This is a genomic window from Pseudomonas sp. AC169 (genome assembly GCF_979258515.1).
In genome coordinates this window covers 5,135,912-5,160,638 of sequence record NZ_OZ409866.1, presented here as the reverse complement: position 1 = coordinate 5,160,638, position 24,727 = coordinate 5,135,912, and the positions used below count along the sequence as shown (strand labels likewise).

20 protein-coding genes and 2 pseudogenes are annotated in these 24,727 nt (G+C 52.4%); 17 read left to right on the top strand and 5 right to left on the bottom strand.

Annotation, left to right across the window (positions count from 1 at the left end; translation table 11 throughout):
• The first annotated feature begins 96 nt into the window (after positions 1–96).
• The 7 genes and pseudogenes from ACZZ0G_RS23050 (at position 97) to ACZZ0G_RS23020 (ending at position 10,198) form a co-directional block, all read left to right on the top strand.
• A complete protein-coding gene (locus tag ACZZ0G_RS23050; protein WP_463557644.1) occupies positions 97–2,139 on the top strand; it encodes a type VI secretion system Vgr family protein in 2,043 nt (680 codons plus the stop codon).
• A complete protein-coding gene (locus ACZZ0G_RS23045) occupies positions 2,129–2,872 on the top strand; it encodes a DUF4123 domain-containing protein (protein ID WP_463557643.1) in 744 nt (247 codons plus the stop codon). Before ACZZ0G_RS23050 ends, ACZZ0G_RS23045 begins: the two co-directional genes overlap by 11 nt.
• On the top strand, positions 2,869–7,641 hold the full coding sequence (locus ACZZ0G_RS23040) for an RHS repeat-associated core domain-containing protein (RefSeq protein ID WP_463557642.1): 4,773 nt from the start codon (positions 2,869–2,871) through the stop codon (positions 7,639–7,641). Before ACZZ0G_RS23045 ends, ACZZ0G_RS23040 begins: the two co-directional genes overlap by 4 nt.
• Positions 7,638–8,051: a hypothetical protein gene (locus ACZZ0G_RS23035; RefSeq protein WP_463396833.1), complete on the top strand. Its 414-nt coding sequence runs from the start codon at positions 7,638–7,640 to the stop codon at positions 8,049–8,051. The genes ACZZ0G_RS23040 and ACZZ0G_RS23035 overlap by 4 nt, the downstream gene beginning before the upstream one ends.
• A 127-nt stretch (positions 8,052–8,178) precedes the next feature.
• Positions 8,179–8,598: a hypothetical protein gene (locus ACZZ0G_RS23030; RefSeq protein WP_463557641.1), complete on the top strand. Its 420-nt coding sequence runs from the start codon at positions 8,179–8,181 to the stop codon at positions 8,596–8,598.
• A 245-nt stretch (positions 8,599–8,843) separates the two neighbouring features.
• A pseudogene (locus tag ACZZ0G_RS23025) lies at positions 8,844–9,830 on the top strand (RHS repeat-associated core domain-containing protein); the annotation flags it as partial.
• Entirely contained in the window at positions 9,827–10,198 is a 372-nt protein-coding gene (locus ACZZ0G_RS23020; protein WP_463557640.1) for an SMI1/KNR4 family protein, read from the top strand. The pseudogene ACZZ0G_RS23025 and the gene ACZZ0G_RS23020, both read left to right, overlap by 4 nt.
• A 5-nt stretch (positions 10,199–10,203) precedes the next feature.
• On the opposite strand, the gene ACZZ0G_RS23015 is transcribed toward ACZZ0G_RS23020, so the two are convergent.
• Positions 10,204–10,758, bottom strand: a complete 555-nt coding sequence (locus ACZZ0G_RS23015) for an RNA 2'-phosphotransferase (RefSeq protein ID WP_463557639.1) — start codon at positions 10,756–10,758, stop codon at positions 10,204–10,206.
• Positions 10,759–11,094: 336 nt separating this feature from the next.
• Between ACZZ0G_RS23015 and ACZZ0G_RS23010 the strand changes: the two are divergent.
• The 9 genes and pseudogenes from ACZZ0G_RS23010 to ACZZ0G_RS22970 all read left to right on the top strand — a co-directional run.
• Positions 11,095–11,796, top strand: a pseudogene (locus ACZZ0G_RS23010) (bacteriophage T4 gp5 trimerisation domain-containing protein); the annotation flags it as partial.
• Positions 11,786–12,526, top strand: coding sequence for a DUF4123 domain-containing protein (locus ACZZ0G_RS23005; RefSeq protein ID WP_463557638.1), 741 nt, complete (start codon positions 11,786–11,788; stop codon positions 12,524–12,526). The pseudogene ACZZ0G_RS23010 and the gene ACZZ0G_RS23005, both read left to right, overlap by 11 nt.
• The gene (locus ACZZ0G_RS23000; protein ID WP_463557637.1) at positions 12,523–17,379 is read left to right on the top strand and encodes an RHS repeat-associated core domain-containing protein; all 4,857 of its coding nucleotides are present in this window, start codon (positions 12,523–12,525) and stop codon (positions 17,377–17,379) included. Before ACZZ0G_RS23005 ends, ACZZ0G_RS23000 begins: the two co-directional genes overlap by 4 nt.
• 12 nt (positions 17,380–17,391) lie before the next feature.
• The gene (locus tag ACZZ0G_RS22995) at positions 17,392–17,715 is read left to right on the top strand and encodes a DUF7716 domain-containing protein (protein ID WP_238539547.1); all 324 of its coding nucleotides are present in this window, start codon (positions 17,392–17,394) and stop codon (positions 17,713–17,715) included.
• A gap of 470 nt (positions 17,716–18,185) precedes the next feature.
• Positions 18,186–18,623, top strand: coding sequence for an immunity 22 family protein (locus ACZZ0G_RS22990; RefSeq protein WP_463557636.1), 438 nt, complete (start codon positions 18,186–18,188; stop codon positions 18,621–18,623).
• Positions 18,624–19,095: 472 nt separating this feature from the next.
• On the top strand, positions 19,096–19,359 hold the full coding sequence (locus ACZZ0G_RS22985; protein WP_007919513.1) for a hypothetical protein: 264 nt from the start codon (positions 19,096–19,098) through the stop codon (positions 19,357–19,359).
• Positions 19,360–19,663: 304 nt separating this feature from the next.
• Positions 19,664–20,113, top strand: a complete 450-nt coding sequence (locus ACZZ0G_RS22980; protein ID WP_463557635.1) for an SMI1/KNR4 family protein — start codon at positions 19,664–19,666, stop codon at positions 20,111–20,113.
• Positions 20,114–20,231: 118 nt separating this feature from the next.
• On the top strand, positions 20,232–20,729 hold the full coding sequence (locus ACZZ0G_RS22975; RefSeq protein ID WP_463557634.1) for a hypothetical protein: 498 nt from the start codon (positions 20,232–20,234) through the stop codon (positions 20,727–20,729).
• A gap of 57 nt (positions 20,730–20,786) precedes the next feature.
• A complete protein-coding gene (locus tag ACZZ0G_RS22970; RefSeq protein WP_064392907.1) occupies positions 20,787–21,284 on the top strand; it encodes a hypothetical protein in 498 nt (165 codons plus the stop codon).
• A 39-nt stretch (positions 21,285–21,323) separates the two neighbouring features.
• On the opposite strand, the gene ACZZ0G_RS22965 is transcribed toward ACZZ0G_RS22970, so the two are convergent.
• Positions 21,324–22,136: a VanW family protein gene (locus ACZZ0G_RS22965; protein ID WP_463557633.1), complete on the bottom strand. Its 813-nt coding sequence runs from the start codon at positions 22,134–22,136 to the stop codon at positions 21,324–21,326.
• 224 nt (positions 22,137–22,360) lie between these two features.
• Here ACZZ0G_RS22965 and ACZZ0G_RS22960 point away from each other — a divergent pair, with 224 nt between their 5' ends.
• Complete coding sequence (locus ACZZ0G_RS22960; RefSeq protein WP_463557632.1) at positions 22,361–23,164, top strand: glycosyltransferase family 2 protein; 804 nt, start codon at positions 22,361–22,363, stop codon at positions 23,162–23,164.
• Between the two features lie 340 nt (positions 23,165–23,504).
• Here the strand turns inward: ACZZ0G_RS22960 and ACZZ0G_RS22955 are convergent, their stop codons facing one another.
• From ACZZ0G_RS22955 to ACZZ0G_RS22945, 3 genes are all read right to left on the bottom strand, one after another.
• Positions 23,505–24,089 carry a hypothetical protein gene (locus tag ACZZ0G_RS22955; RefSeq protein WP_463557631.1) on the bottom strand — a complete coding sequence of 195 codons (585 nt, stop codon included), beginning with the start codon at positions 24,087–24,089 and terminating at the stop codon, positions 23,505–23,507.
• 85 nt (positions 24,090–24,174) lie between these two features.
• The gene (locus tag ACZZ0G_RS22950; RefSeq protein ID WP_463557630.1) at positions 24,175–24,372 is read right to left on the bottom strand and encodes a hypothetical protein; all 198 of its coding nucleotides are present in this window, start codon (positions 24,370–24,372) and stop codon (positions 24,175–24,177) included.
• Positions 24,373–24,382: 10 nt separating this feature from the next.
• Complete coding sequence (locus ACZZ0G_RS22945) at positions 24,383–24,625, bottom strand: hypothetical protein (RefSeq protein ID WP_463557629.1); 243 nt, start codon at positions 24,623–24,625, stop codon at positions 24,383–24,385.
• Positions 24,626–24,727 lie beyond the last annotated feature (102 nt).

Here is a 24,727-nt window from a genome sequence, read left to right as displayed (position 1 = left end):
GCTGGTCGATGTTGTTTTCGCCCTCCAGAATTTCGCGTAAGTTGAGCCGTTTTGCGGTCGTCAACTCACGCCGCTGTACAGCACGAGGAACAAGGGATGTTCGCGCCGGCCAATGAAACTCACTTTGCCCTGACCATCGAAGGGCTTTCCGCCGATTTTCAGGTGTTTACCCTCACCGGTCGGGAAGCCATCAGCCAGCCTTTTGTCTTCGAGGTGGAGCTGGTCAGTGAGCAGCCGTCGCTGGACCTCGAAACCCTGCTGCACAAACCGGCCTTCCTGCAGTTGTCGCCCGACGGCAGCGGCATCCACGGCCAGATCTACCGCGCCGCGCAAGGCGATTCCGGCAAACGCCTGACCCGTTATTCAGTGACCCTGCGCCCGCAACTGGCGTACCTGGCGCATCGCGTCAACCAGCGCATCTTCCAGAACCTCAGTGTGCCGAAAATCATCGGCAAGGTCCTCGAAGAACACGGTATTCAAAGCAACGCCTACGAATTCAAGACCGGCTCGATTTATCCCGAGCGCATTTACTGCGTGCAATACGATGAATCGGACCTGCATTTCATCCAGCGCCTGTGCGAGGAAGAAGGTATCCACTACCACTTCGAGCACACGGCGACGGCGCACAAACTGGTGTTCGGCGATGACCAGACGGTGTTCCCGAAACTCAAGCCTGTGGCCTATCAGCAAGACTCCGGCATGGTCGCCAGCGACCCGGTGATCAAGCGCTTCGACCTGCGCCTGGAAACCCGCACCAGCCGCACCACCCGCCGCGATTACGACTTCGAAAAACCGCGCATCACCCTCGAAAGCGAGAACCGTGGCGACGCCCTGCCCGACCTCGAAGACTACGACTATCCGGGTCGTTTCATCGACCGCGAGCGCGGCAAACACTTGGCCAAACGCGCCCTCGAACGCCACCGCAGCGATTTCAAGCTGGCTGAAGGCAAGAGCGATCAACCGCTGTTGGTCAGCGGCCACTTCCTCGCCCTGACCGCGCACCCGAAAGCCAAATGGAATGACCTCTGGCTGCTCACCGAAGTCCACCACGAAGGCAAGCAACCGCAAGTCCTCGAAGAATCGGTAACCAGCGACACCACCGCACTCAAAGACGATTTTCACCAGGGCTACCGCAACCGCTTTCAGGCCACGCCGTGGGACGTGCCGAACCGCCCGCCCCTGCGCCACCCGAAACCGCGCATCCTCGGCAGCCAGAGCGCCGTGGTCACCGGCCCGAAAGGCGAAGAGATCCACTGCGACGAGTACGGTCGCGTCAAAGTGCAGTTCCACTGGGACCGCGAAGGCCAGGCCGACGACAAAACCAGCTGCTGGTTGCGCGTCTCCAGCGCCTGGGCCGGCGCCCAGTACGGCGGCATCGCCATCCCGCGTATCGGCATGGAAGTGCTCGTCACCTTCCTTGAAGGCGACCCCGATCAACCGCTGATCAGCGGCTGCCTGTACCACAAGGAAAACACCGTCCCGTATGAGCTGCCGGCGAACAAGACTCGCAGCACCTTCAAGACCCTCAGCTCGATGGGCGGTGGCGGCTACAACGAACTGCGCATCGAAGACAAAAAAGGTCAGGAACAGATCTACCTGCACGCCCAGCGCGACTGGGACGAAAACGTCGAGCACGACCAGAAAATCCGCGTCGGCAACGAACGCCACGACACCGTCGAAAAGAACAGCTACAGCGAGTTCAAGGCCGAAGAACACCACACCGTCTACGCCGACCGCAAAGTCGAAACCCGCGCCAACGACCACCTCACCGTCGGCGTCAATCAGCACATCAAGATCGGCACCGGCCAGTTCATCGACGCCGGGCAAGAAATCCACCTCAGCAGCGGCATGAAAGTGGTAATGGAAGCCGGCGCAGAGCTGACCCTGATCGGCGGCGGCAGCTTCATCAAGATCGACGCCGGCGGCGTGACCCTGAGCGGCCCGGTGATCAATATGAACTCCGGCGGAAGTCCCGGCAGCGGCACCGGCGCCGCCCCGTTGATGCCCGGCATCCTGAAACAGGCCGACGCCGACAAGGCCGGCCAGGTCCTGACCCCGGCCCAGATCAACACCCTCAAACGTAACGCGCCGTTCTGCGAAGAATGCGAAAAATGCAAGGCAGGTGCCTGTGCCATCTGATCGAATTACGCCTAAGGATTGGCTGGCGCAACAGCCGTTGCAGACTGGCGAGCGTTTGTATCTGGTTATTAGTGCGGCGAGTGATTCCGACGCGCTGAAAAATCTCTACCTGACCGAGCCTACCGCCCAGCTCCTGCCGATATGGGGCGGCACGCCCTACTCCACCTGGCAACCGGTGATGCCCTACGTCACCGAGCTCAAAGCCAATTCCGCGTTCCTGCCGTGGATCGCTGAAACCGATGCCCTTGATTGGGGCTGGCTGGCGGTGTCGCGTTCCGAGCCGAATGAAGTGTTCGAGCATCTGCGCAGCCTGACACAGGTGAAGATGCCGGACGGGACCGAGGTGTTTTTCCGGTTTTGGGATGGGCGGCATATCTACCCGATTCTGCATGGGCTTGGGGAGAAGGCTGGGGAAGTGATGCCGATGTTTGAACGGTATCTGATTAATGGGCAGTCGCTGGAGGTTGGGACGCGGGTTGTGCCGAAGGTGCGGGACTGGCCGTGGTGGGAGGTGCCGAAGGATTTGCTGGATGGATTGATGGCGGAAAATCCTTCGACCGTCATCGGCAACATGATGCAGTGGCTGTTGGACGAACATGCCGATCTGTACTTCTCGTTCCCCGAATCAAATCTGAAACAAAAAGTGGCGCGTTTCGTAAAGCGCACGCCGCTCACGGAAGAAAATTTTGCCGGGCTGCTGAAAGCCCATCTGGAAAATGAGGTGGTTGTATGAGCGTTTTGATGGGTGGGATCGTTGGTGGCCTCACGGCAAAACAACCTGATGCTCAGGCGATCATTGCCGACTTCAAGAAGTGTCTGAAAGACTACCGTGAGCATGCCGAAGCCTGGTATGGCGGCATTCTGGATGCCGAGCAGCAGTTCAAGGTCGGGGACGAAGTCGGCACTGCAGACAAGGACAGCAAAAAGGAAAACACCCTTTATGCCAACTGCCCGGCGAACGGCAAGCTCGTACTGGTGCACAGCTTCGAATCCGCACGTTTTGTACCGATCGGTAATACACCGGTCCGTCTGACACCAGTGGTAGATGGCCGCTTTATTGGCAAGAACGAAGTCGGTCCAACCATCAACAAAACCATCGACTCGACCGGCATTCTGGAAGTTTCCGGGCTTACACCCAATCAGCAATACAAGATTACGTTCTTCCCTAATCCTACGCCCGCTCAGATCGATAGTCTGTTCAACTCCTACCAAGGTGTGATCGGTGAGCTCGGCGGTTGGCTGCAAACCGAGTGGAGCACAAGTTTCTTGCCGCTTTGGCAGGCACATACTGATGCATCACTGGGCGGTCGTGCCCTGCAGGAGTTGGAAGCTGCGTGGGAAGGCTTCATGAAGGCGATAATGGGCTTGTGGGGCGATATCAAGAGCCTCTACGACCTCGTCGCCCACCCTCGCGAAAATTACGAAAAGCTGAAAAAATTTTTCACTGAGGAGCAGATCAAGAAAATTTATGATGCCTCAGCAGAGGCCATCCACACGGCCTTGCTGATCGCCAGTGATGAGCCACTGATGTGGGTCTACGTCGCCGCCATCGTGGCGTGGATAAAGATGCTGCCGCCACAAACCTGCACGGAAGTGCTGGCGCAAATGAGCACAGAATTCTTGCTGAACATTCTGGTCGGTGTGGTTCTGACTGGTGGCCTGGGCCTGGCTGTACGAGTGGGCACAAAGGCAATCCAAGGCGTGCAAAGCAGCGGCAAGGTCATAAAACTGATCGAAGACTTTACCGGCATGCTGATGAAAGTCAGCAAAACCAAGGCCACACCGCACACCGAAGCGTCGAAGCCTTTGTTGCTTAATGGCGATGCGCCGTTCAACCCGGCGCGTAAGGCTGATGTTCAGATTGCAAGCCCAAAACCTGCAGAAACGGCAAAGGTTTCTGAGCCAAAACATCCTGTCAGCGGCGGGAAAGTGAAATCCGACGCGCAGATTCAGGCACGTAAAAAAGATGCGCCTGCCTCACGTATCGAACAAGTGGAACCTGTCGATAACGCGCCAAAACAGTCAAAAAACCCGGCCGACAAGCCCGCCCAATGCGTCGACAAAACCTGCTCAGACGGTGAACCCGTGTCGATGGTGACCGGTGAGGAATTACTCACGCTGACCGATGGTGAAATGGGGGGGGGGCTGCCCTTCGAGTGGACCCGCCTATACCGTAGCAGTGCGGTAGAGATCGACAGCCGTCTCGGCCATGGCTGGAGCCATTCGCTTTCTCATCGTTTGCATCTCGATGATGAAGGTGTGCTGTGGACAGACAACGAGAACCGGCAGACCCGATTCCCGATGCCCACTGAACAGCGCCCCGCCATTACCAATAGTCTGGCGCAAGCGGCAATTTATCTAGGCGATGCTCCCGGTGAACTTGTCCTGACTCAGGCCGGGGCAAAAACACGCTTCTACCATTTCCGAGCCGGTCGCCTAACCACGATCAGCGACGCCTACGAAAACCGGTTACATATCAGTTATGACTTCGTTGACCGTATCCAGCGCATCGATAACGGTGCAGGCCGTGCCCTGCTAATGCGTTACGACGACCGACACATTGTGGCCGTCGATCAGCAGCAACAACGCCAGGAATACAATGACCGCGGTGAACGTCAGGATCCATGGCTGACCATTCAAACGCTCGTCACCTACCAATACAACGCACGCAATCAACTGGTTTCCTCTACCAATGCGGCGGGTGAAACCGAGCACTATCGGTACAACGATCAGCACGTCATCCTCGAACGACAAATGGCCGGCGGCGCCAGCTTCTTTTGGGAATGGGAACGTGAAGGCAAACATTCCCGCTGCGTACGCCACTGGGCCAACTACGCGCAAATGGAAGCGCGTTACGAGTGGGACGACAAAGGCTCGGTGACCGTCTACAACGCCGACGGCAGTGAGCTGGTCTACGTGCATGACGAAAATGCGCGTTTGGTCTCGGAGACCGCCCCCGACGGCGGTGAAACGCAGAACGCGTACGACGATCAGGGACGTCTGATCGCAGTAAAAGATCCGATGGGGGCGATCACTGAGTACCAATACAGCGAATCTGGGCGCTTGATCGCCGTTATCCCGCCAGAAGGTGTGCCAACCCGCTACAACTATTTCAACGGTCAACTTATCGACGTACAGCGTGGCAAGGCCCGCTGGAAATATGAGCGCAACCGACAGGGCGACATCACCCAACAAACCGACCCGGATGGCAACGAAACCCATTACAGCTATGACCGTCAGGGCCGACTGCTGGAAATTCGTCATCCCGACGGTAGCCGTCACCAACTGGGCTGGAACAACCTCGGCCAGTTGCTGGAAGAACGCCTGCCCGATGGCGGCCAACGCAAGTATCGCTACGATGCTTTGGGTCGGCAGATTACCCGCCAGGATGAATTCGGTGCTATTACCCAATACCAATGGGATGCTGCTGATCGTCTGACCCAAGTAACCCTGCCCGGCGGCGCCACCCGCGCCTTCAGCTACAACCCATATGGCCGCGTCACCGCCGAACGCGACGAGCTTGGGCGAATCACTCGTTACGAGTACGCCGACAACCTGCACCTGGTCAGCCGCCGCATTAATCCTGACGGCAGCCAACTGCGTTATCGCTACGACAACTCCCAACTCAATCTCACCGAGATCGAGAACGAGCGCGGCGAACGCTACCAACTCGACTACTATTCGAATGGCCTGATCCAGCAGGAAACTGGTTTTGACGGTCGCCGTACTGCCTACGAGTACGACCTCAACGGCCAGTTGCTGAAGAAAATCGAGTTCGGCGATGACGACAGCGAACTGGTCAGCGAGTATCAGCGTGATGCGTCCGGACGCCTGCTGGTCAAAACCTTGCCAGACGGCGAAGAAATCCATTACAGCTACGACGCATTGGGGCGCCTGGTAAACGTCGACGACGGTAACTGGCCGCTCGCGTACGAATACGACATACAGGACCGCCTGATCACCGAACACCAGGGCTGGGGCACTACACGTTACGAATACGACAGCGTCGGCCAACTGAGCCGCTGCCGCCTTCCAGATGGCAGCACACTCGATTACCGTCATCTACCCGGCGGACGCCTGAGCAGCATCGACCTGAACGGCTCACGCCTGACCTCTCACCAGTTCAGCGCCGGTCGCGAGCAACAGCGACAACAGGGTTTGCTCCTAAGCCAATACCAGTACGACGAACAAGGTCGCCTGCAAGCGCATAGCGTTAGCCAACGCGAAAAAAATCTGTTCCAGCGACGCTACAACTATGACGCGAATGGCAACCTAGCCGGCGTAGATGACACCCGCAAAGGTAATCGCAGCTATCACTACGACCCGTTGGATCGACTGATCAGTGTGCGTGGTGCGACACCGGAAAGCTTCGCCCACGATCCAGCAGGCAACCTCCTCGGTCAGAATGACCTTCCTGTAGCCAATTTGGCTAACGTCAAAGGCAACCGCCTGCTAATGCAGGGCGACCGTCATTATGACTACGACGCTTACGGTAATTTGAGCCGCGAACGTCGTGGCGCAGGCCAGAAACTCGTCACCGAATATCGCTACGACTGCCAGCATCGTCTGATCGGTGTCAGCCTGCCGGGCGGCAGCACTGCAACTTACAAATACGACGCCTTCGGCCGTCGTATAGAAAAAAACGTCGACGGCCACACCACTGAATTCCTTTGGCAAGGCGAGCGCTTGATCGCTGAAAGCGCCGAGAATCGCTACCGCAGTTACATCTATGAACCGGGCAGCTTCCGTCCGTTGGCCATGCTCGACGGCGAAGGCCCACGTAAGGCCACCCCGTTTTACTACCAACTCGACCACCTCGGCACACCGCAGGAACTCACCGATTACAGCGGCGAGATTATGTGGTCGGCCAGATACCGAGCTTATGGCAACCTGGCGGCACTCGATGTCAGCGAAATCGATAACCCCCTGCGTTTTCAAGGCCAGTATTTCGATGCCGAGACGGGGTTACATTACAACCGTCACCGCTACTACAATCCAGGCACTGGACGGTTTTTGACGCCGGATCCGATCAAGCTTGCTGGCGGACTGAATAACTACCAGTACGTGCCTAACCCTACGGGATGGGTGGATCCGTTAGGATTGAATGGGTGTCCTGGAGGCGAAAATGGCTCATCAGGAATAAGTACCGAGGCCCCCTCAAGCAAATCAGTCGTAAAGGAGGGTTCTCCGCCACCTCCTGAACCCCCAGTTACTGATAAGTGGAGTCGGGAACCCAAAAGCATTCAAGATCAAATGACCTTGCAAGCAGCTAAAGAAGGACACGGAGTCAGGATTATTGAAGGACTCAATGATCCAAAATTTAAAGGAATGGACAAATGGGAACTAAAAGTTAAATCTAAAAACGGGAACGACTCAGTTGTGCATTACGTCAGAGACCCTAACACTGGGGAGCTAATGGATTTTAAATTCAAAAAACATAGTACAGATGATATAAAGCCATGGGGTAACGACCCAGCCGTCCCACCTGGAGATAAAAAGTGAAAGTCACATGCAAAACAAACAAGATAGGCGAAAGCTTCTCGTTAGAAACAGCATCTAGACTAAAACGCCACATTTCAATTGGCGACGATGAATTGGAAATCGAAATTGGAAAAGAATATGTAGTCTATGGCATTGAGCTTTGGGATAACTGCCCCTGGCTTTACATTTGCACAGAACCCTATGACGAATATCCGAAACCGTTCGCCCTAGATTTTTTTGAGATTTCCGACAAGAAACTTTCATCTCACTGGATTTTGAAATCAAAGGAGACTCACAACAATAAAAACAAAACTCAATTTGTTTTTCAAGAGTGGGCTGAAGACGACAGCTTTTATGAAAACCTAGTTAACGAAGATCAAACCTGCATAGCTATATTCAACCGATACAAAAAACTCATTGATACAGAATAAGATCAAAAACGATATATGAGCCACCTTTTCACTTGCGAGCTCCGCGCAGTAGGAGAAAGGCTATATTTTTTGCGATTCGCACTTTAAACGTGGTCCGTCCCTGATTAATTCCCAGGGCATTTAAAAAATGAGTTATTTCGACGACGAGATTGAAAAAGACCTATCAAACTCCAACATTACTTTCGAAAAATTGAAACCCGAAGTACATGATAGTTTTGTATCTAGCACCAATAAAAAATTTCCATTTAGCGGGTCTAAAATAGCTTGGAACTCCCTCCCCAACATTATGAACTACGTAAAAAAAGAGGCCGACCAAGCTTTTATTGACATTTCAAAAAAAATAACTGCCCTCAACGCCCCCGAGATTGTATTGATTGGCGACTCTCTTACAGATAACGCATACAAAATAAGCACAGCAAATTTAGAATGCACTCTGGCGATTTTCGCGGACATCCCTCAACATACTTACTTCTTCTCGGAAAGCCTAAGCTTCATCGGCTGCATTAGTAGCGAAGGAGAAATTAATTTTAGCGAATCATCTTCTTAATCATCATTCCCAATCAAGCCGGGACAGGCCACGTGCCTGTTTTCCTGATAGACTAAATAGGGAACGAACTAAAAAGGTGACAGATTTATTTTCTACAAACTGAAAATAATTCTGTCACCTTTGTTTCTCAAACCGCATTTCAATGCGTGAATGGGGACAGACCACGGTTTCATTTTTGTATCTATAATCTGCCCTCTAGAAACTCACCTCTTCCTCGCTATTTATAGTTGTCTGTCCCTGAATAACACCGCTTGATCGGCGTTAGCCTGCCGGGTGGCAGCACTGCAACCTACAAGTACGATGCCTTCGGCCGTCGTATTGAAAAAACCGTCGACGGCCACACCACTGAATTCCTGTGGCAAGGCGAAAGACTGATCGCGGAAAGCGCCGAAAACCGCTACCGCAGCTACATCTACGAACCGGGCAGCTTCCGCCCATTGGCGATGCTCGATGGCGAAGGCCCACGTAAAGCAACACCGTTCTATTACCAACTCGACCACCTCGGCACACCGCAGGAGCTAACCGACTACAGCGGTGAAATCATGTGGTCGGCGAAGTACCGAGCCTACGGTAATCTCGCCGCGCTGGACGTCAGCGAGATCGATAACCCGTTGCGGTTCCCAGGTCAGTATTTCGATGCGGAGACAGGGTTACATTACAACCGGCACCGCTACTACAATCCGGGAACTGGACGGTTTTTGACGCCGGATCCGATCAAGCTTGCAGGTGGTTTGAATAGCTACCAGTACGTGCCTAACCCTACAGGGTGGGTGGATCCGTTAGGCTTAAGCTGTAATGTCGCGCAGTGCCCGAAAGTGAAATCCATTGACCCAAATGAGGTAAGATTTTCTCAAACCTCCGTCTCATACAACAAAATTGACAGAGCGGGAAACAATTACACCTATGACAATTTAGTCGCGAGCATGAGAGAAAAAGGTTGGCAAGGCGATCCCATTGATGTGGTCCGAATGCCGGATGGTCACCTCACCAGCATGGATAACACTCGGGTGCGCGCCGCACGCGAAGCAGGTATAAAAGTAGAGGCTAGAGAGCGCGGATATAACGATCCAGTAACTGAGCCAGAACAACAACGCTTTGCTGTTAAGGGAAAAAAACCAGATACGTGGGGACAGGCGATCGAATTAAGAGTCGGAAAACAGTCGCCAAAACGATTCGGAAAGGAAACTCCTTACGGATCTCACGAACTACCAAAGTTGAGTGGCAAAGAATGAATGCTCATTTAGAAATCACAGGCAGAAGTCATTTTTATTATCCAAATGACTTCATCAAAACAATCAACCTAAAACCTGCCATCGATATCGAACCTTGGTGGTTCATTGTGTTTGAAGAGGGGGATGTAAACTACTGGTACCACACCTTAAAAAAGCTCTACCCCCAGAGGGAGCTAATCCCCTTTGCGAAGTTTAACGCGAACGATGACATAGCCTGCTTCGATGGCCGCGATGATTCCGGAAACCCGGAAGTCCTCATAATCCATGCCTACGCTTCGGAAGGCTGGGAGCTTCATGGCAGTCACGAGAATTTCAAAGAGTGGTTGAACGAGGCAATTAAGATGCATGCTGCCTGGGAAGAAGAATGAACACCCTAGCTATCTGCAAGCGTGTGAATATATTTCGGAGGTACCAAGCTTGTTAACCAAACATCATTTTCAGCTTTAAAAAACTTGAATCCATTTAAATACATCTGGTGACTACCAACGCGCAAAATCACAGACTTACCGTAACGACGCCCGACATCACAAGCTAGCGATTCACTTTGTGTTAAATGGACATGATGCCTAGCTCCAGATATCAGACCGTGTTCCCAAATAGAGTCGAGGAAACGTATGGCCGTGCCGTGATACAAAAAAACCGGAGGCTCAAGTTCAGGGTAATAACGCTTCACCGATTCTGACGAATGCCCCTGAACTGCTCGAATACATGCTCCATCTCCGGATATTTCAAAGCGTTTTTTAGCACTGCGAGAGACAATGTTAATTATAATTTCATAGCTCAATGACTTCCCAACGCTCTCCGCACTTCTGATTAAACTATCTATATTCGCCCACCCCTCGACATCCAGCAGCAATCCAATCGACTCGGGCTCGTGACGCAACACATAACTTATAAACTTACTAAAATCTTCAAACGAATCAGCCATTAAACACCCCAAATAAAAAACCTTAAAAAATAGACAACACGGTTACCAAAAATAATTACTCAACCCTAAAAAACGCCTTAGCACTCAGCATTCCTCCTTCAACATACTGTATACAAGATCGCCTCACAAACCAGCCAACTTCAGCATCAATAAATCCTTGATCAGGGGCACTGAAGTTATCTTCGCATACTCAGAAACCTAAAATCCTCATAAAAAGAGTCGATTTCAATCTTCCCATTCTGGTTGTATGTAATAGCTTTTCCAACTATTACTTTACCCCCGCATTGCGACCGTAGATCTTAAGCATCCAGAGTTCAGCCTTTGGACCTGAGGGCGCCGCTGATCAGCGGCTGCCTGTACCACAAGGAAAACACCGTCCCGTATGAGCTGCCGGCGAACAAGACTCGCAGCACCTTCAAGACCCTCAGCTCGATGGGCGGTGGCGGCTACAACGAACTGCGCATCGAAGACAAAAAAGGTCAGGAACAGATCTACCTGCACGCCCAGCGCGACTGGGACGAAAACGTCGAGCACGACCAGAAAATCCGCGTCGGCAACGAACGCCACGACACCGTCGAAAAGAACAGCTACAGCGAGTTCAAGGCCGAAGAACACCACACCGTCTACGCCGACCGCAAAGTCGAAACCCGCGCCAACGACCACCTCACCGTCGGCGTCAATCAGCACATCAAGATCGGCACCGGCCAGTTCATCGACGCCGGGCAAGAAATCCACCTCAGCAGCGGCATGAAAGTGGTAATGGAAGCCGGCGCAGAGCTGACCCTGATCGGCGGCGGCAGCTTCATCAAGATCGACGCTGGCGGCGTGACCCTGAGCGGCCCGGTTATCAATATGAACTCCGGCGGAAGTCCCGGCAGCGGCACCGGCGCCGCCCCGCTGATGCCCGGCATCCTGAAACAGGCCGACGCCGACAAGGCCGGCCAGGTCCTGACCCCGGCCCAGATCAACACCCTCAAACGTAACGCGCCGTTCTGCGAAGAATGCGAAAAATGCAAGGCAGGTGCCTGTGCCATCTGATCGAATTACGCCCAAGGATTGGCTGGCGCAACAGCCGTTGCAGACTGGCGAGCGCTTGTATCTGGTCATTAGCGCGGCGAGTGATTCCGAGCCGCTCAAGCCTTTCTATCAGCAAGATACCGCACCACAACTTCACCCAATTTGGGGTGGAACGCCTTACGCCGATTGGCTTCCTGTCATGCCATATCTCGCCGAGATCAGTCCCAATGCCAGTTTTCTGCAATGGATTACTGAAACCGATGCATTGGATTGGGGTTGGCTCGCGGTATCCACCAGCGCGCCGGAAACGGTGCTGGAGCATTTGCGCAGCCTGACTCAGGTAAAAATGCCGGACGCCACTGAGGTGTTTTTCAGGTTCTGGGATGGTCGACATTTTCATCCGATCATCGAAGGGTTAGGTGCTACCGCAGGTGAATTGCTGCCGGTGTTCCAACGCTACCTGATTAACGGACAGACGCTCGATGTCGGCAGAAGAGCGATACCTCCCGCAAAAGAGTGGCCCTGGTGGGAGATCCCCCAAACACTTTTGGATGCTCTCGCGAAAAAGGACCACACCACCGTCGTTGAAAACCTGATGCAGTGGCTATCCGAAGATTGCCCTGAGTTGTACTTCGAATTCCCCGAAGCCAACTTGCGCAGAAAGGTTGAGCGCTTCGTGCGCCAGAACCCAAACACAGAAGAGATGGCAGAGCGTCTCGCCGCAGAGCTGACAAAGGAAGTCACGTCATGAATACCCCGATTGGTACCCTGGTCCTGCGTGTGCTGGACGCCAAAACACCTGACGTGAACCTGATTCTCAAAGACTTCAAAAACTGCCTGAGTGATTACAAGGAATGGGCAGACGGTTTCTGGACTGGCTGGGCGCTGGACGTCGACCAGACCTTCAAGGTCGGCAACGAAGTCAGCGTTACCGAACGGAAAACCGAAACAGGTGCGGTGAAGACCTATGCCACTTGCCCGTTGGTAGGTGATTTCACGCTGATTCATATGTTCGAGTCGGCGCGCTTTGTGCCGATTGGCAACACGCCAGTCAAACTGGAACCGGTCACCAAGGGTACCTTTTACGATGACGTTACCGGTCCGGTCATCGAAACCATGATCGGACCCAGCGGCATCAAAGTGATCGAGGGGGCCAAGAGAGGTCAGACTTACCGCATCACTTTTTTCCCCAACGTATCCCAGAGCGACGTCAAGGCGCTCTATGACTCCTATCAAGGCGTTATCGGCAAGCTTGATGGCTGGTTGCAGAGCGAATGGTCGAGCAAGTTTAAGCCGCAATGGGCCAGTTACTCTGCAGCGGATCGTGCCGGGCGTTCGGTGATTTTGCTCAAACGAGCCTTGGACGGTTTCGAAAAAGCGCTGCTGCGGCTGTGGGACGACATCAAAAGCCTTTTCGAGCTACTCGCCAATCCGAAGAAAAACTACGAAAAACTCAAAAAGTATCTGTCGGATATTGAGATCGACAAGCTTTACGCTGCTTCCAAGGAGTCGATTGCTTCAGGGCTGTTGATCCTCAGCGACGAACCGCTGATGTTCATCTACGTTTCCGCCATTGTCGCTTGGGTCGGAATGCTGCCGCCGCAGGTAGTGGTCGACGTGATGACTGCCATCGCCTCGGAATTCCTGATCAACGTACTGGTGGGTATCTGCCTGACAGGTGGCGCCGGGCTGGCCGTGAGAGCGGGCACCAAAGTCCTCTCCACCGTCAAATCCGGAGAAGCCATCAAGTATCTTGATGACCTCGCGTCGACCTTGATGACACTCAGCAACAAACACGCCCTGCCCGCCCACGCGGAAGTGTCGAAACCAATCATCGCCAGCGCCAAGAATGTGCCGATGAAGCCTGCCAAAACCGCAGCGCTGAAAATCGATGAAGCTACCACTGAAGCGCCAAAGGCTGGCTCGCGCAAGGCTGAACCCAAGAGCCAACTAGAGGGACTGTCTCCCGCAACACAACTGCCTAAAACTGCAGATACTCCGAAACAAGAAGTCAAAGACGCCTCTTCGTTCCCAAGGGACAAGAAAAAGAACCAGTCCACTCTGCAACCTAAAGAAAAAGTCGACGACGTTCCCGATCAGTCCAAGACACCCGATGACAAAAGCGCCACCTGCGCGAAAAAGACCTGCACCAACGGCTGCCCGGTCTCGATGGTCACCGGTGAAGAGCTGCTGACCATTACCGACGGTGAACTCGGTGGCCTGCTGCCATTCAGTTGGACTCGACTCTACCGAACCAGCGCGGCTGAAATCGACTGCGGTCTAGGCTATGGCTGGAGTCACGCCCTCGCTCAGCGGGTGGACATCAATGGCGACGAGGTCGTGTGGACCGATCACGAAAACCGGGTCACCACTTTTCCGCTGCCCAGCGTACAGCGCCCGGCAATCACCAACAGCCTTTCAGAAGCCGCGATTTTCATTGGCGACGACCCGTCCGAACTCGTACTGACTCAAGCCGGCGAAAAGCCGCAGTTCTATCACTTCCGCTTCAACAACAAAGGCGCGACGTTGATCGCCATCAGCGACAACTACGACAATCGCCTGCACATCACCCGTGACATCCATGGTCGAATCAAGCGCGTGGATAACGGGGCTGGTCGTGCATTGCTTGTGCGGTACGACCGCAAGCACATTGTCGCCATCGACTATCAGCAGTTTATTCCAGCGGACAATCTCGAAGACGCCTGGAACACCGTTCAGACGCTGACCACCTATGAATACGATGCTCACCATCGGTTGATCAAAGCCACAAACGCTCTGGGAGAGTCCGAGCGTTATGCCTACAACGAGCAAAACGTCATTCTTGAGCGGCAACTCGCCGGGGGCGCGAGCTTTTACTGGGAGTGGGAAAAAGAAGGCAAGTCTGCACGTTGCATCCATCACTGGGCCAGTTTCTCTCAGATGGATGCGCACTATGCGTGGGATGACAAAGGCAGCGTCACCGTTACCAATGCCGATGGCAGCGAAGAGGTCTATACCCACGACGACAAGGCGCGACTAGTCGCCAAAGTTGATCCGGATGGTGCCGAGCACTTAAAAGCCTATGACGACAAAGGCCGACTGATCGCCGAAAAAGACCCGATGGGTGCGGTCACGGAATATCAGTACAACGAGGCCGGCCGTTTGATCGCGGTGATACCGCCAGAAGACGCGCCGACCACCTACGAGTACTACAAGGGCTTTGTCCGTGTGGTGAATCGCGGTACCGCCAAATGGATCTACTGGCGTAACGACCAGGGTGACATCACTGAGCAAGTCGACCCGGACGGCAACTCAACGCATTACACCTACGATCGCCAAGGACGCCTGCTGGAGATCCGCCATCCCGACGGCAGCCGCCACCAACTGGGGTGGAACAATCTCGGACAATTGCTGGAGGAGCGTCTGCCCGATGGCGGCCAGCGCAAATACCGCTACGATGCGCTCGGTCGCCAGATCACACGTCAGGCTGAAACGGGTGCAATCACCCACTACCAGTGGGATGCGGCTAACCGCCTGGCACAGATCACGCTGCCCGGCGGCGCTACCCGTGCGTTCACCTACAACCCATACGGCCGCGTCACTGCTGAACGCGACGAACTGGGCCGCGTAACCCGTTACGAGTATGCCGATAACCTGCATCTAGTCAGCCGTCGCATCAACCCGGACGGCAGCCAACTGCGCTATCGCTACGATAATTCGCGTCTGCTGCTCACCGACATCGAAAACGAACGCGGCGAACACTATCAGCTGGATTACTACTCGAACGGGCTGATCCAGCAGGAAACCGGTTTCGACGGACGCCGTACCGCTTATGAGTACGACCTCAACGGCAAACTGTTGAAGAAAACCGAGTTTGGTGACGACGGCAGTGAATTGGTGACCGAGTATCAGCGCGATGCCTCTGGTCGCCTGCTGGTCAAAACCCTCGCTGATGGCGAAGAAATCCATTACAGCTACGATGCCCTGGGTCGCCTGGTAAACGTCGACGACGGCCACTGGCCCCTCGCCTATGAGTACGACGTACAAGATCGTCTGACCACTGAACACCAAGGTTGGGGCACCACGCGGTACGAGTACGACAGCGTCGGCCAACTCAATCACTGCCGCCTGCCGGATGGCAGCACACTCGATTACCGCCACTTGTCCGGCGGTCGGCTGAGCAGCATCGACCTCAACGGGTCGCGCCTGACTACGCACCAGTTCGACGCTGGCCGTGAACAGCAGCGCCAACAAGGCGTGCTGCTCAGCCAATATCAGTACGACGAACAGGGAAGGCTTCAAGCGCACACCGTAGGTCAGCAGAATCGCAATCTGTTCCAGCGCCGCTACGCCTACGATGCAAACGGCAACCTGGCCGGCATCGATGACAGCCGCAAAGGAAACCGCAGCTACCACTATGATCCACTGGATCGTCTGGTCAGAGTTCGCGGCGCCACCCCCGAAACCTTCGCTCATGACCCGGCCGGCAACTTGCTCGGTCAAAACGATCTGCCAACTGCGAACCTCGCCAACGTAAAAGGCAATCGCCTGCTTATGCAAGGCGACCGGCATTACGACTACGACGCCTACGGCAACCTTAGTCGCGAACGCCGTGGTACCGGCCAGCAACTGGTCACCGAATATCGCTACGACTGCCAGCATCGCCTGATTGGCGTCTCGCTGCCCGGTGGCAGCACCGCAAGCTACAAGTACGACGCTTTTGGCCGTCGTATCGGAAAAACCGTCGATGGCCACACCACTGAATTTCTGTGGCAAGGCGAACGCCTGATTGCCGAGAGCGCTGAAAATCGCTATCGCACCTACATCTACGAGCCAGGCAGCTTCCGCCCATTGGCAATGCTTGATGGCGAAGGCCCGCTGAAGGCAACGCCGTTCTATTACCAACTCGATCACCTCGGCACACCTCAAGAGCTCACCGACTACAGCGGCGAAATCATGTGGTCGGCGAAATACCGTGCCTATGGCAATCTGGCCACCTTGGACATCGCCGAAATCGACAACCCTCTGCGCTTTCAGGGTCAGTATTTCGATGCGGAGACCGGGTTACATTACAACCGGCACCGCTACTACAATCCCAGCACCGGACGGTTTCTGACACCGGATCCGATCAAGCTTGCAGGTGGTTTGAACAACTATCAGTATGTGCCTAACCCTACGGGATGGGTGGATCCGTTGGGATTAACGGCTATCGAGTGTGAACCTCCTGTTGTGGATGCGAGTGGCCGCCCTAAATCCAGCCCTCACTATAGCGTCGCTTATGAGGCCACATTGGAAAAAGACGTTCACTATCCTGGAAGAAGCGATCTTTCACACTTTCAGGAAGGTAATAAACAGCTCTACAACACTATGAATAATGATCCTGTTTACAAAGATCATATGGAAACGTTGTATCCTGGCATTTTTGATAAAGTCAGCCCTGGCCCGAAGGGCGCTCACGCAAGGTCAAAGCCACATCCTCTACTAACCTGGCATCATGATGCCTACCGTGAAGGGATTTTGCAGCTCATCCCTACGGCGCAACACAGATCCGGAGGGGTAGTTGCTGATGTTCTACATCCAGGCCAGAAAGGTGGGATGGAGCTCTGGGGAGGCGGCCGAAAATAAATGGTGGATCAAATGAAAAAAACAAAATTTATTAATGTTCTCTCTGATGCAGAAAACCTAAATTGGGAAGACGCATTGTATTTACCAAAAAACAAAGAAGAGTGGGGTTTGAATTGCGAAGCAATAATCGAAAACCCAGACACCTTTGAAGACTACGACGCTGATGATAATCCGACAGAGCTATCAAAAATAGGCTATCGTTATGTTTTACTCTGCGACGACCTATCGTCCATAATAAAAAACCTAAAAGAACAGACCGCCTCATATGATATGGATACTGCCTACAAAGCGTTCATATTTTATTTTAATAACGATAGCTTCATTAAAATAGCCTAAACAATAGGCCCAGCACAAATATCGATAATAGTGGGCAGATGAAAAGATAGATTTATTTTTAAATGTATCAACCAAAGCCATTAAAAATAATCTGCCCCCTTTTTACCGGCATGTTCCAGAGAAATTTTGACATGCCTAAGATAAGTATTTCGTGCAGCAGTCTTGTAAAGAATACAAGGCAAAAAGGTGACAGATTTATTTTCTACACGCTAAGAATAAATCTATCCCCTTTCGCTGTGGAATCCTGATATGAAATTTGACTGGAGTTCTTTTGGGATTGAACAGGGATCCTCAGTGGATACCAATACGATTTCTCAAGTGGAAAAACTACTTAGCGTAATTTTTCCAAAGTCATATCTGGACTTGGCCACATATTCAGACCAAAAAGGGGACAGATTTATTTTCTAAAAAATGAAAATAAATCTGTCCCCTTTTTTCCCTCAATGAGTGGCCGGGTCGGAGGTTAGAAGGTGGAGTTGACTCTCTCCCATCTGGCCTTAAAAATTGAGGAGAAAAAGATGAGTAATAAAAAAACAGTATCAATTTGGACTGCAAACGCCGACTGGCAGCAATCCACTCTTCGGGAAATAGTGACGCCTGCCTATTCTGACGATGGAGAATCTCTAGGATCGGAGTTCAGCAATGCATTTTCTCTGGGCTTTATTGACGACGACTTTATTGAAGCTGATATCGTAGAGCCAACTAAAAATCTGGAAAAAGCAATCGAGGATTTTTCTTATGACTCCGATATCATCGCTGAAATAAAAAAGAAAAACCTCTCTACCTCACCTGAAAAAATAAACACTGTTATTACAATTTATGATTGTGCTTATAAAGGAAAAACCAAAGCCTCCATATTACGAGGCATCGAATTTACATATCGAGGTCAGTTTGAATATAAAGATTAGGACACATGAGACGCAACCGATAAAGATTGAAGTTTTTACTTCCCTAAGTGCCCATCGGATGACCTTTACCCGTCAATCCTAAATGCTCGTGACTAGCCTCGTCGATGTCAAAGACAAGCACCTGACGACACCCTTACTACATGGATAATTGCACCGTAAACGGGGGACAAACCACGTTTTCTTTTTCTGAAGGTAATCTGCACTTTATGAGCTTCTGTCCCCTTTTCTGTTCTTTGAGAGTTCCTTTGGCCTTAAACCTGGCTTTCTTAGCAACAATCAATTATTGCGCGTGGACATCACTAACCCAAGGGAACTTGAATTAAGAATTCCATCAGGAAATGAAGCCGGCGCTAACGACCTATGGATTCCGGGTGGAAAGTTGCCAAATGGAAACAGTGAAGCAATAGTCGACGCTAAAGGCCCCATTGCACCGAAACTTGAAATATCACCACTGTCGCTATAGAGAGAAATCATGAAATTCAATGACACTTTTGTCAATACAGACGAGCGATTCACTTTAGGAATAGAAGCCGCCAGTGGAAAGTATTATGTCTCTATCCCTGTTAGCAACCGCTTGGTTGACTATGACGAGTATTACGAAATAAGCAGAGAGTCATACGAACTCTTTCTTAAAGATCCGTCTGCAGCGCTGATATTTGTAGAGCGCTGTAAAGCTAGACAAGAAGACGAATCTCTCATGTTCAAGCCAGGCGCAGACCGCGGAGTTGCGACCTAAAAAATTTTCTGGCGAGCCGAACTTTCTATTTCCTCGGGAAGGGTCTAGCCCTTTCGGGGTAGGCATCTCGGTTCAGCCGATTGCGGCCATTCACAGGCGCTTGCTTTTGGCGGTTAACTGCCGCTCCCGATCGTACACTTCCGGCCAGAAGCGAACGCTTACCCGACCAACTTCCGCCCGTAGAACAGCACGGACAAAAAGGGGACAGATTTATTTTCTAAAAACTAAAAATAACCCCCCCCTTTTCTCAAACTAGGAAAACATATTGAAAAGAACGAGCCAAAGACTTTGAGCGAGCAGAACCATGCATAAATATCAAGACCTGATAACGAAACTGGATAACTCCGACGAAGAAACATTTTGGCTCGGCCCCACCGCTGCTGAGCAAATTAAACAACTCGAAAATATTCTAGGCATAAAGCTGCCTGAAGATTTCTTTGACTTCTTGAGTGTATGCGGTGGTGGTGGTGGTGCAGCAGACTCAGAAATATGCGGAATTGAGAATAATGATGCAACTCTAGATAACGGCGGAACTGTAAATTACAGCACCATGTACTGCCGTTCAGAGTTTGAGTTACCTAATCATTTTGCCGTAATTTATTTAAAATACGACGAAGTTTGCTGGGCAATTGATTGCGGTCCCACGGAAAATGGACAGGTCATTAGCTACGATCTGTTTAAGCGCAAAACGTCTAAGAAAACAGCGGAAAACTTCTATTCATTCTTTGAGGAATACGTCGAACTCAGAACTTAACTTTCAGCCATGAAAGAACGGGAATACAAAAATTGGACTAACGACCAAAAAGGGGACAGATTTATTTTCTACAAACTGAAAATAAATCCACTCCCGTTTCCCCGGAGCGTCATTGAAAATGACGATGACTTTGGAAAAAGCCTCAATGAAAACAACCTTTGAAACAGCTTTAGAACTTCATGAAACATCTGATTTATTTAAAGGCAATGGAAAATATTTTGCTCGCGGCTCTGACTGGGGAGATCATCTTTTCATTAGCAGCTGGCAGGAAATGTGCGGAGTTTTAAAACATCAAAAAGCAGCACAACACCTGCTGACAACTATATTTGAAAATTATGCAGAACACTTAAAAGAAGATTATTCAGATGCAGAAGGATTGCTTTCAAACATAAGCGCTTACTACACACTTAAAGACAAAGTCGCATTTCTGTCGGAGAATAATTACGACTTGATTAAGAGCCTTAAAGAAAAAAGCAAAACAAACATAGGGAAATTATTCCGTCTCCTTAGACAGCAGTACGACATAAAAAACGAACTCTTGCCAAAATACAAATTCAATGATGAGATCAAGCGATTAAAACTCAAAGGCTGTCTAATTGACCTCGAACGCCTTTGAGCAATATTTAATTCGACTACCTCACATCACCGCACGTTCGATACTTGACCCGTACTCATGAATAAACATCAGATCACTCTAGCCAATGGATGGACAGCAACCTTTGATAACAACGGTGAATTCCGTATGGGAGCCGAAGGTTGGAGCTTGTCTTTGCAAGGGCCGGACGGCAGGAATATTCATTACTTCGCGGATCAGATCATTCTGGTCAACGATGACGACGGCACCCAGGCAAATTCATGCCTGCGTCTATCTACTGATGGTGTTTACGGTTATTTGAGCACAGCCGTTGATAGCTGCTGGGTGATCGATTTTTCGCGATGCATGATCGCTCCCCATCGGGTAAGCATCTATCACTACCATGACGCCTACGATGAAAGCGTCGCAGCTTACGAGCAGCCGGCCTTCAAACGCGCGAGGCAATACATCAGCGTTGTTGGAAAGTACATTTATCTGACCTTCCCTCTAACCAAAGATGAGGACTTTCCCAAGGTATGGGAGGAGTACCTCTCGATACGCAGACGCCAGCTGGATGAGTTGTATTTCAGAAACTGATCAAAGGGCGCCATCGTCAGCGAAGTGCTTTCACGCGCCCTACCCGATCAACTCATCTGCCACGTCGTACTTAACCACCACCCGATTCCGATACAGCCTCACCCTCTCCACCAATTCCCCAACCTGCCCTTTCTCCCGCACCTCCCGCCAAATCTCATTCTCCCGATACACCCGCGCGCCCTCCCGCACAAACCGATGCCCTTCTTGAAAAACGTGATACCGATACTCCCTCACCCGATCACACAGCAACTCCCCTTCGAGTTGTGTCTCGCCGACGTTCAACTTCAGCTGAAAGCTCCGATCCGTCGGGTTATGCAGCACCAGATCAACGTAGTTGTAGAAAATCGCCGCCCCGGACCCGAACGGCAGCACCCGCCCTTCATCCGGAAACGGGTCGAAGCTGTGGTTGGAGCGCTCGACCACCACCAGCGGTGAATGAATCGCCATCCAGTGAATCAGGTTGCTCAGTTGGCAGATGCCACCGCCTACCCCGCGTCGTGCCTCACCGAAAGACAGTTCCATGCCTTCAACGTAACCGCGCTTCACAGTCGGACGGCCGACGAGGCGGCAGAAGGAGAAGTGTTCGCCGGGGGCGATGATGACGCTGTCGATGGCGGCGACGGCGAGTTTGAGGTTGATGACTTTGTTGTGTTGCAGGGCGAGGTCGGAGTCGCCGAGTTTGCGGATGAGTTTCGAAGTGTGTTTGAGGTAGCGAAATGGCAGACGCTCGGCCGTAGCGACGGGGCGTGCGTAGCGTTTGCTGGAACAGTGCCAGGCAATCTGGCGGAACAGTCTTTTTTGCCACACGCGCAGCCAGTAGAGGGCTGGGTGGTAGAGGGAGAGTGGTTTCATCCGTGACACAACGGCGTGCGCCGTTTCTTCCTTGAACCGTGAGAGGGGCGCGCATTTTATCCGGTAATGAGTGGCAGCACCCCATGCATTTCATAAGACCAGCAGCCTCTTCTCGGCATACATCTACAGCCACATCCGCAAATTAAGGTTCGCCTAAGGTTGCCTCGCTACGATCGCGGCCACGAAACCCTGTTGCCCTTGAATCGCAGATGAGTCCTTCCGACATGAAAGCGTTTGATTTACCAACCCAGCCAGCGTCGAATTTCAGCCTTGTCTTGGTAAATTACAAAACCCCGGACATCACCAGAATGTGCCTTGAGCTGTTGCGTGAGCACGTCCAGGAACAACGCATTCCGGTGTGGGTGGTGGATAACGATTCGGCGGATGCCAGTCTCGATTACTTGCGTTCGCTGGACTGGATCAACTTGATCGAACGTCCTTCCCCGGGTAAGGAAGCCGGGCATATTGCGCATGGCAAGGCACTGGATCTGGCGCTGGAAAAAGTCGACACCGATTATCTGTTTCTGTTGCACACCGATACCTTTGTCTACGACAAGGAAGTGTTTGCCATGATGATGCGCGAGTGCACGAAAACCCCAGACATGGCAGCGGTAGGTTGTGTCGAACAACTCAATCGCGGGATTGTTCGTGACACCTGGCGTCTAACTTCGCGTTTCTGCAAGCACTATGTTCGTAAAGCGAAAGTGCGTCTGGGTCTGCGTTCGAAAATGCCACGGCCGTACAAAGAAACGCATCTGAAAAGTTTCTGCACATTGTGGAATGCGCGTTTGATGAAGTCCCACGGCCTGCACTTCTGCATGGATGACCGCGTGCCCGGCTACACGTTGCAAGATCGAATGAGCAGCCTGGGATATGGCATCAAGTTTCTCTCACCGCGCAAGATTTTCGGCTATCTGGATCACATCCAGGCAGGCACCGTCGCGGCGGCGGGCACCTACGGGAAAAATCACCGCAGGACAAAAATGTATCAGGCGACGCTGAAGCGCTTTCAAGGGCAGCAAGCCTGACGGGCAACCCTCGTTTTAATTCACCGCAAACAAAAAGGGCGACTTTAAAGTCGCCATTTTTGTTTGCGGAAATTGTATACAACCACTCCGAAGAGGTGTTCGCCCAGTGTAATGGCCTGGCAATCCATGCACCGGTAAAGAGCCCTGACACTGGGCGAACGGGAGGGATTTTAATTGAAGTTGGCCGATATGTCCTCATGCTTAAACATGAAATTTATGTACCAGAAAGTTAAAAAGTGTTGCCCGCCGATATTTACCGGGAAACTTCCTACAGGTTCTTTTATATGATTGCTCTCATACTTAAAGCTGTACAAGAACAATCATTCTGTAGAGTTAATACTCAACTTTCGTGTTGACTGGTCACTTTCAAGATATCGGTGTAAGTGACAATAACGCTCTGCCCTTCCTTCAGATCTTTCAGCTTGGCTTGAATTTCAGGCTTTTTCACGTCGAGGACTTTCGATACCCCCGCCGGGTTTTCCAGGGTCACCTGATTTGTCTTCAAATCAATTTTGGTGATTTTCAGTTGCACCTGAACCTGACGGTACGCTTCGCCACCGGGGTTATCGCTGCCCGGGGCCTTACGCAACTCGCCGGTACGTTCGGTGGTGCCAGGCAGACCTTTATCCACATCGGTGTCGAGGTAAGCGGCGACGGATCGCTGCACTTCGATCTTCACCTGATCGCCGGCCTTGAGATTGGCGAGGTTTTTCGCCTTGTCACTGAGCTGAACATGAACCGGCTTGCCTTCGGCGCCTTCGAGCACCACCTGATGGTTGGCGGCATCGACGGAGATCACTTTGGTGGTGACCTGATCTGCTTCAAGAGTGGCAGACAGCGGAATATCGGCAGCCAGAGCGCCGAAGCTGGTAGCGGACAGTACGGTTGCGAGGGTGATGGCCTTGGCCAGTGCGTCGAGCTTCATAAGCAATACTTTCCCTGTGATGAATGGCAGCGCCCGGCGCTGAAGCGAATTCGGCGACGGGCGTGCCAGTGAGCATAGACGCTGTTCAGGGCTTGGCTTTGGTTTGTGCCGGGGAGGTTTGTTGCTTGGCGGTGTCCTGCGCGGTGGATTCGCCACTGGGTGTGCCCTTCCCACTGCTTTCACGTTGTTTTGGATCGGTCGGCCGCAGAGCGTCGTTGTCGCGTTCGGTTTCGCCCGGTGGACGGGGTTCGTCGGGGTGTTCGCCTTGGGTGATGGGTTTCATGGGTTGCTCCTCAGGCTTCAGGGTCGTCGAGTTCACGGGTGACGTTGATGGCGGGGGAATCCTTGTGCAGATCGTCGGCCTTGGCGCGCAGGATCTGCCATTGCTCAAGGTCGATGGCGCCTTGGCCGAGCATGTCGTCGGCGATGCGTTGCAGGTCGAAGTAATGCGCGTCGGGGGATTGCTGCCAGTAGGTCTGGTCGTCGAACAGGCGCTGCCAAGTGGTCATGTCATGGGGTTGCAGGTCGTCGCTCATGGGGGAGTCCTCGACGGCGTTTCGCAAAGGTGTGAGAGATATTTGGTAGAGGGGTTAAGAAGTAGCGGAGTTCCGGCCAATTTCTCTGTGGTATCTGGACGG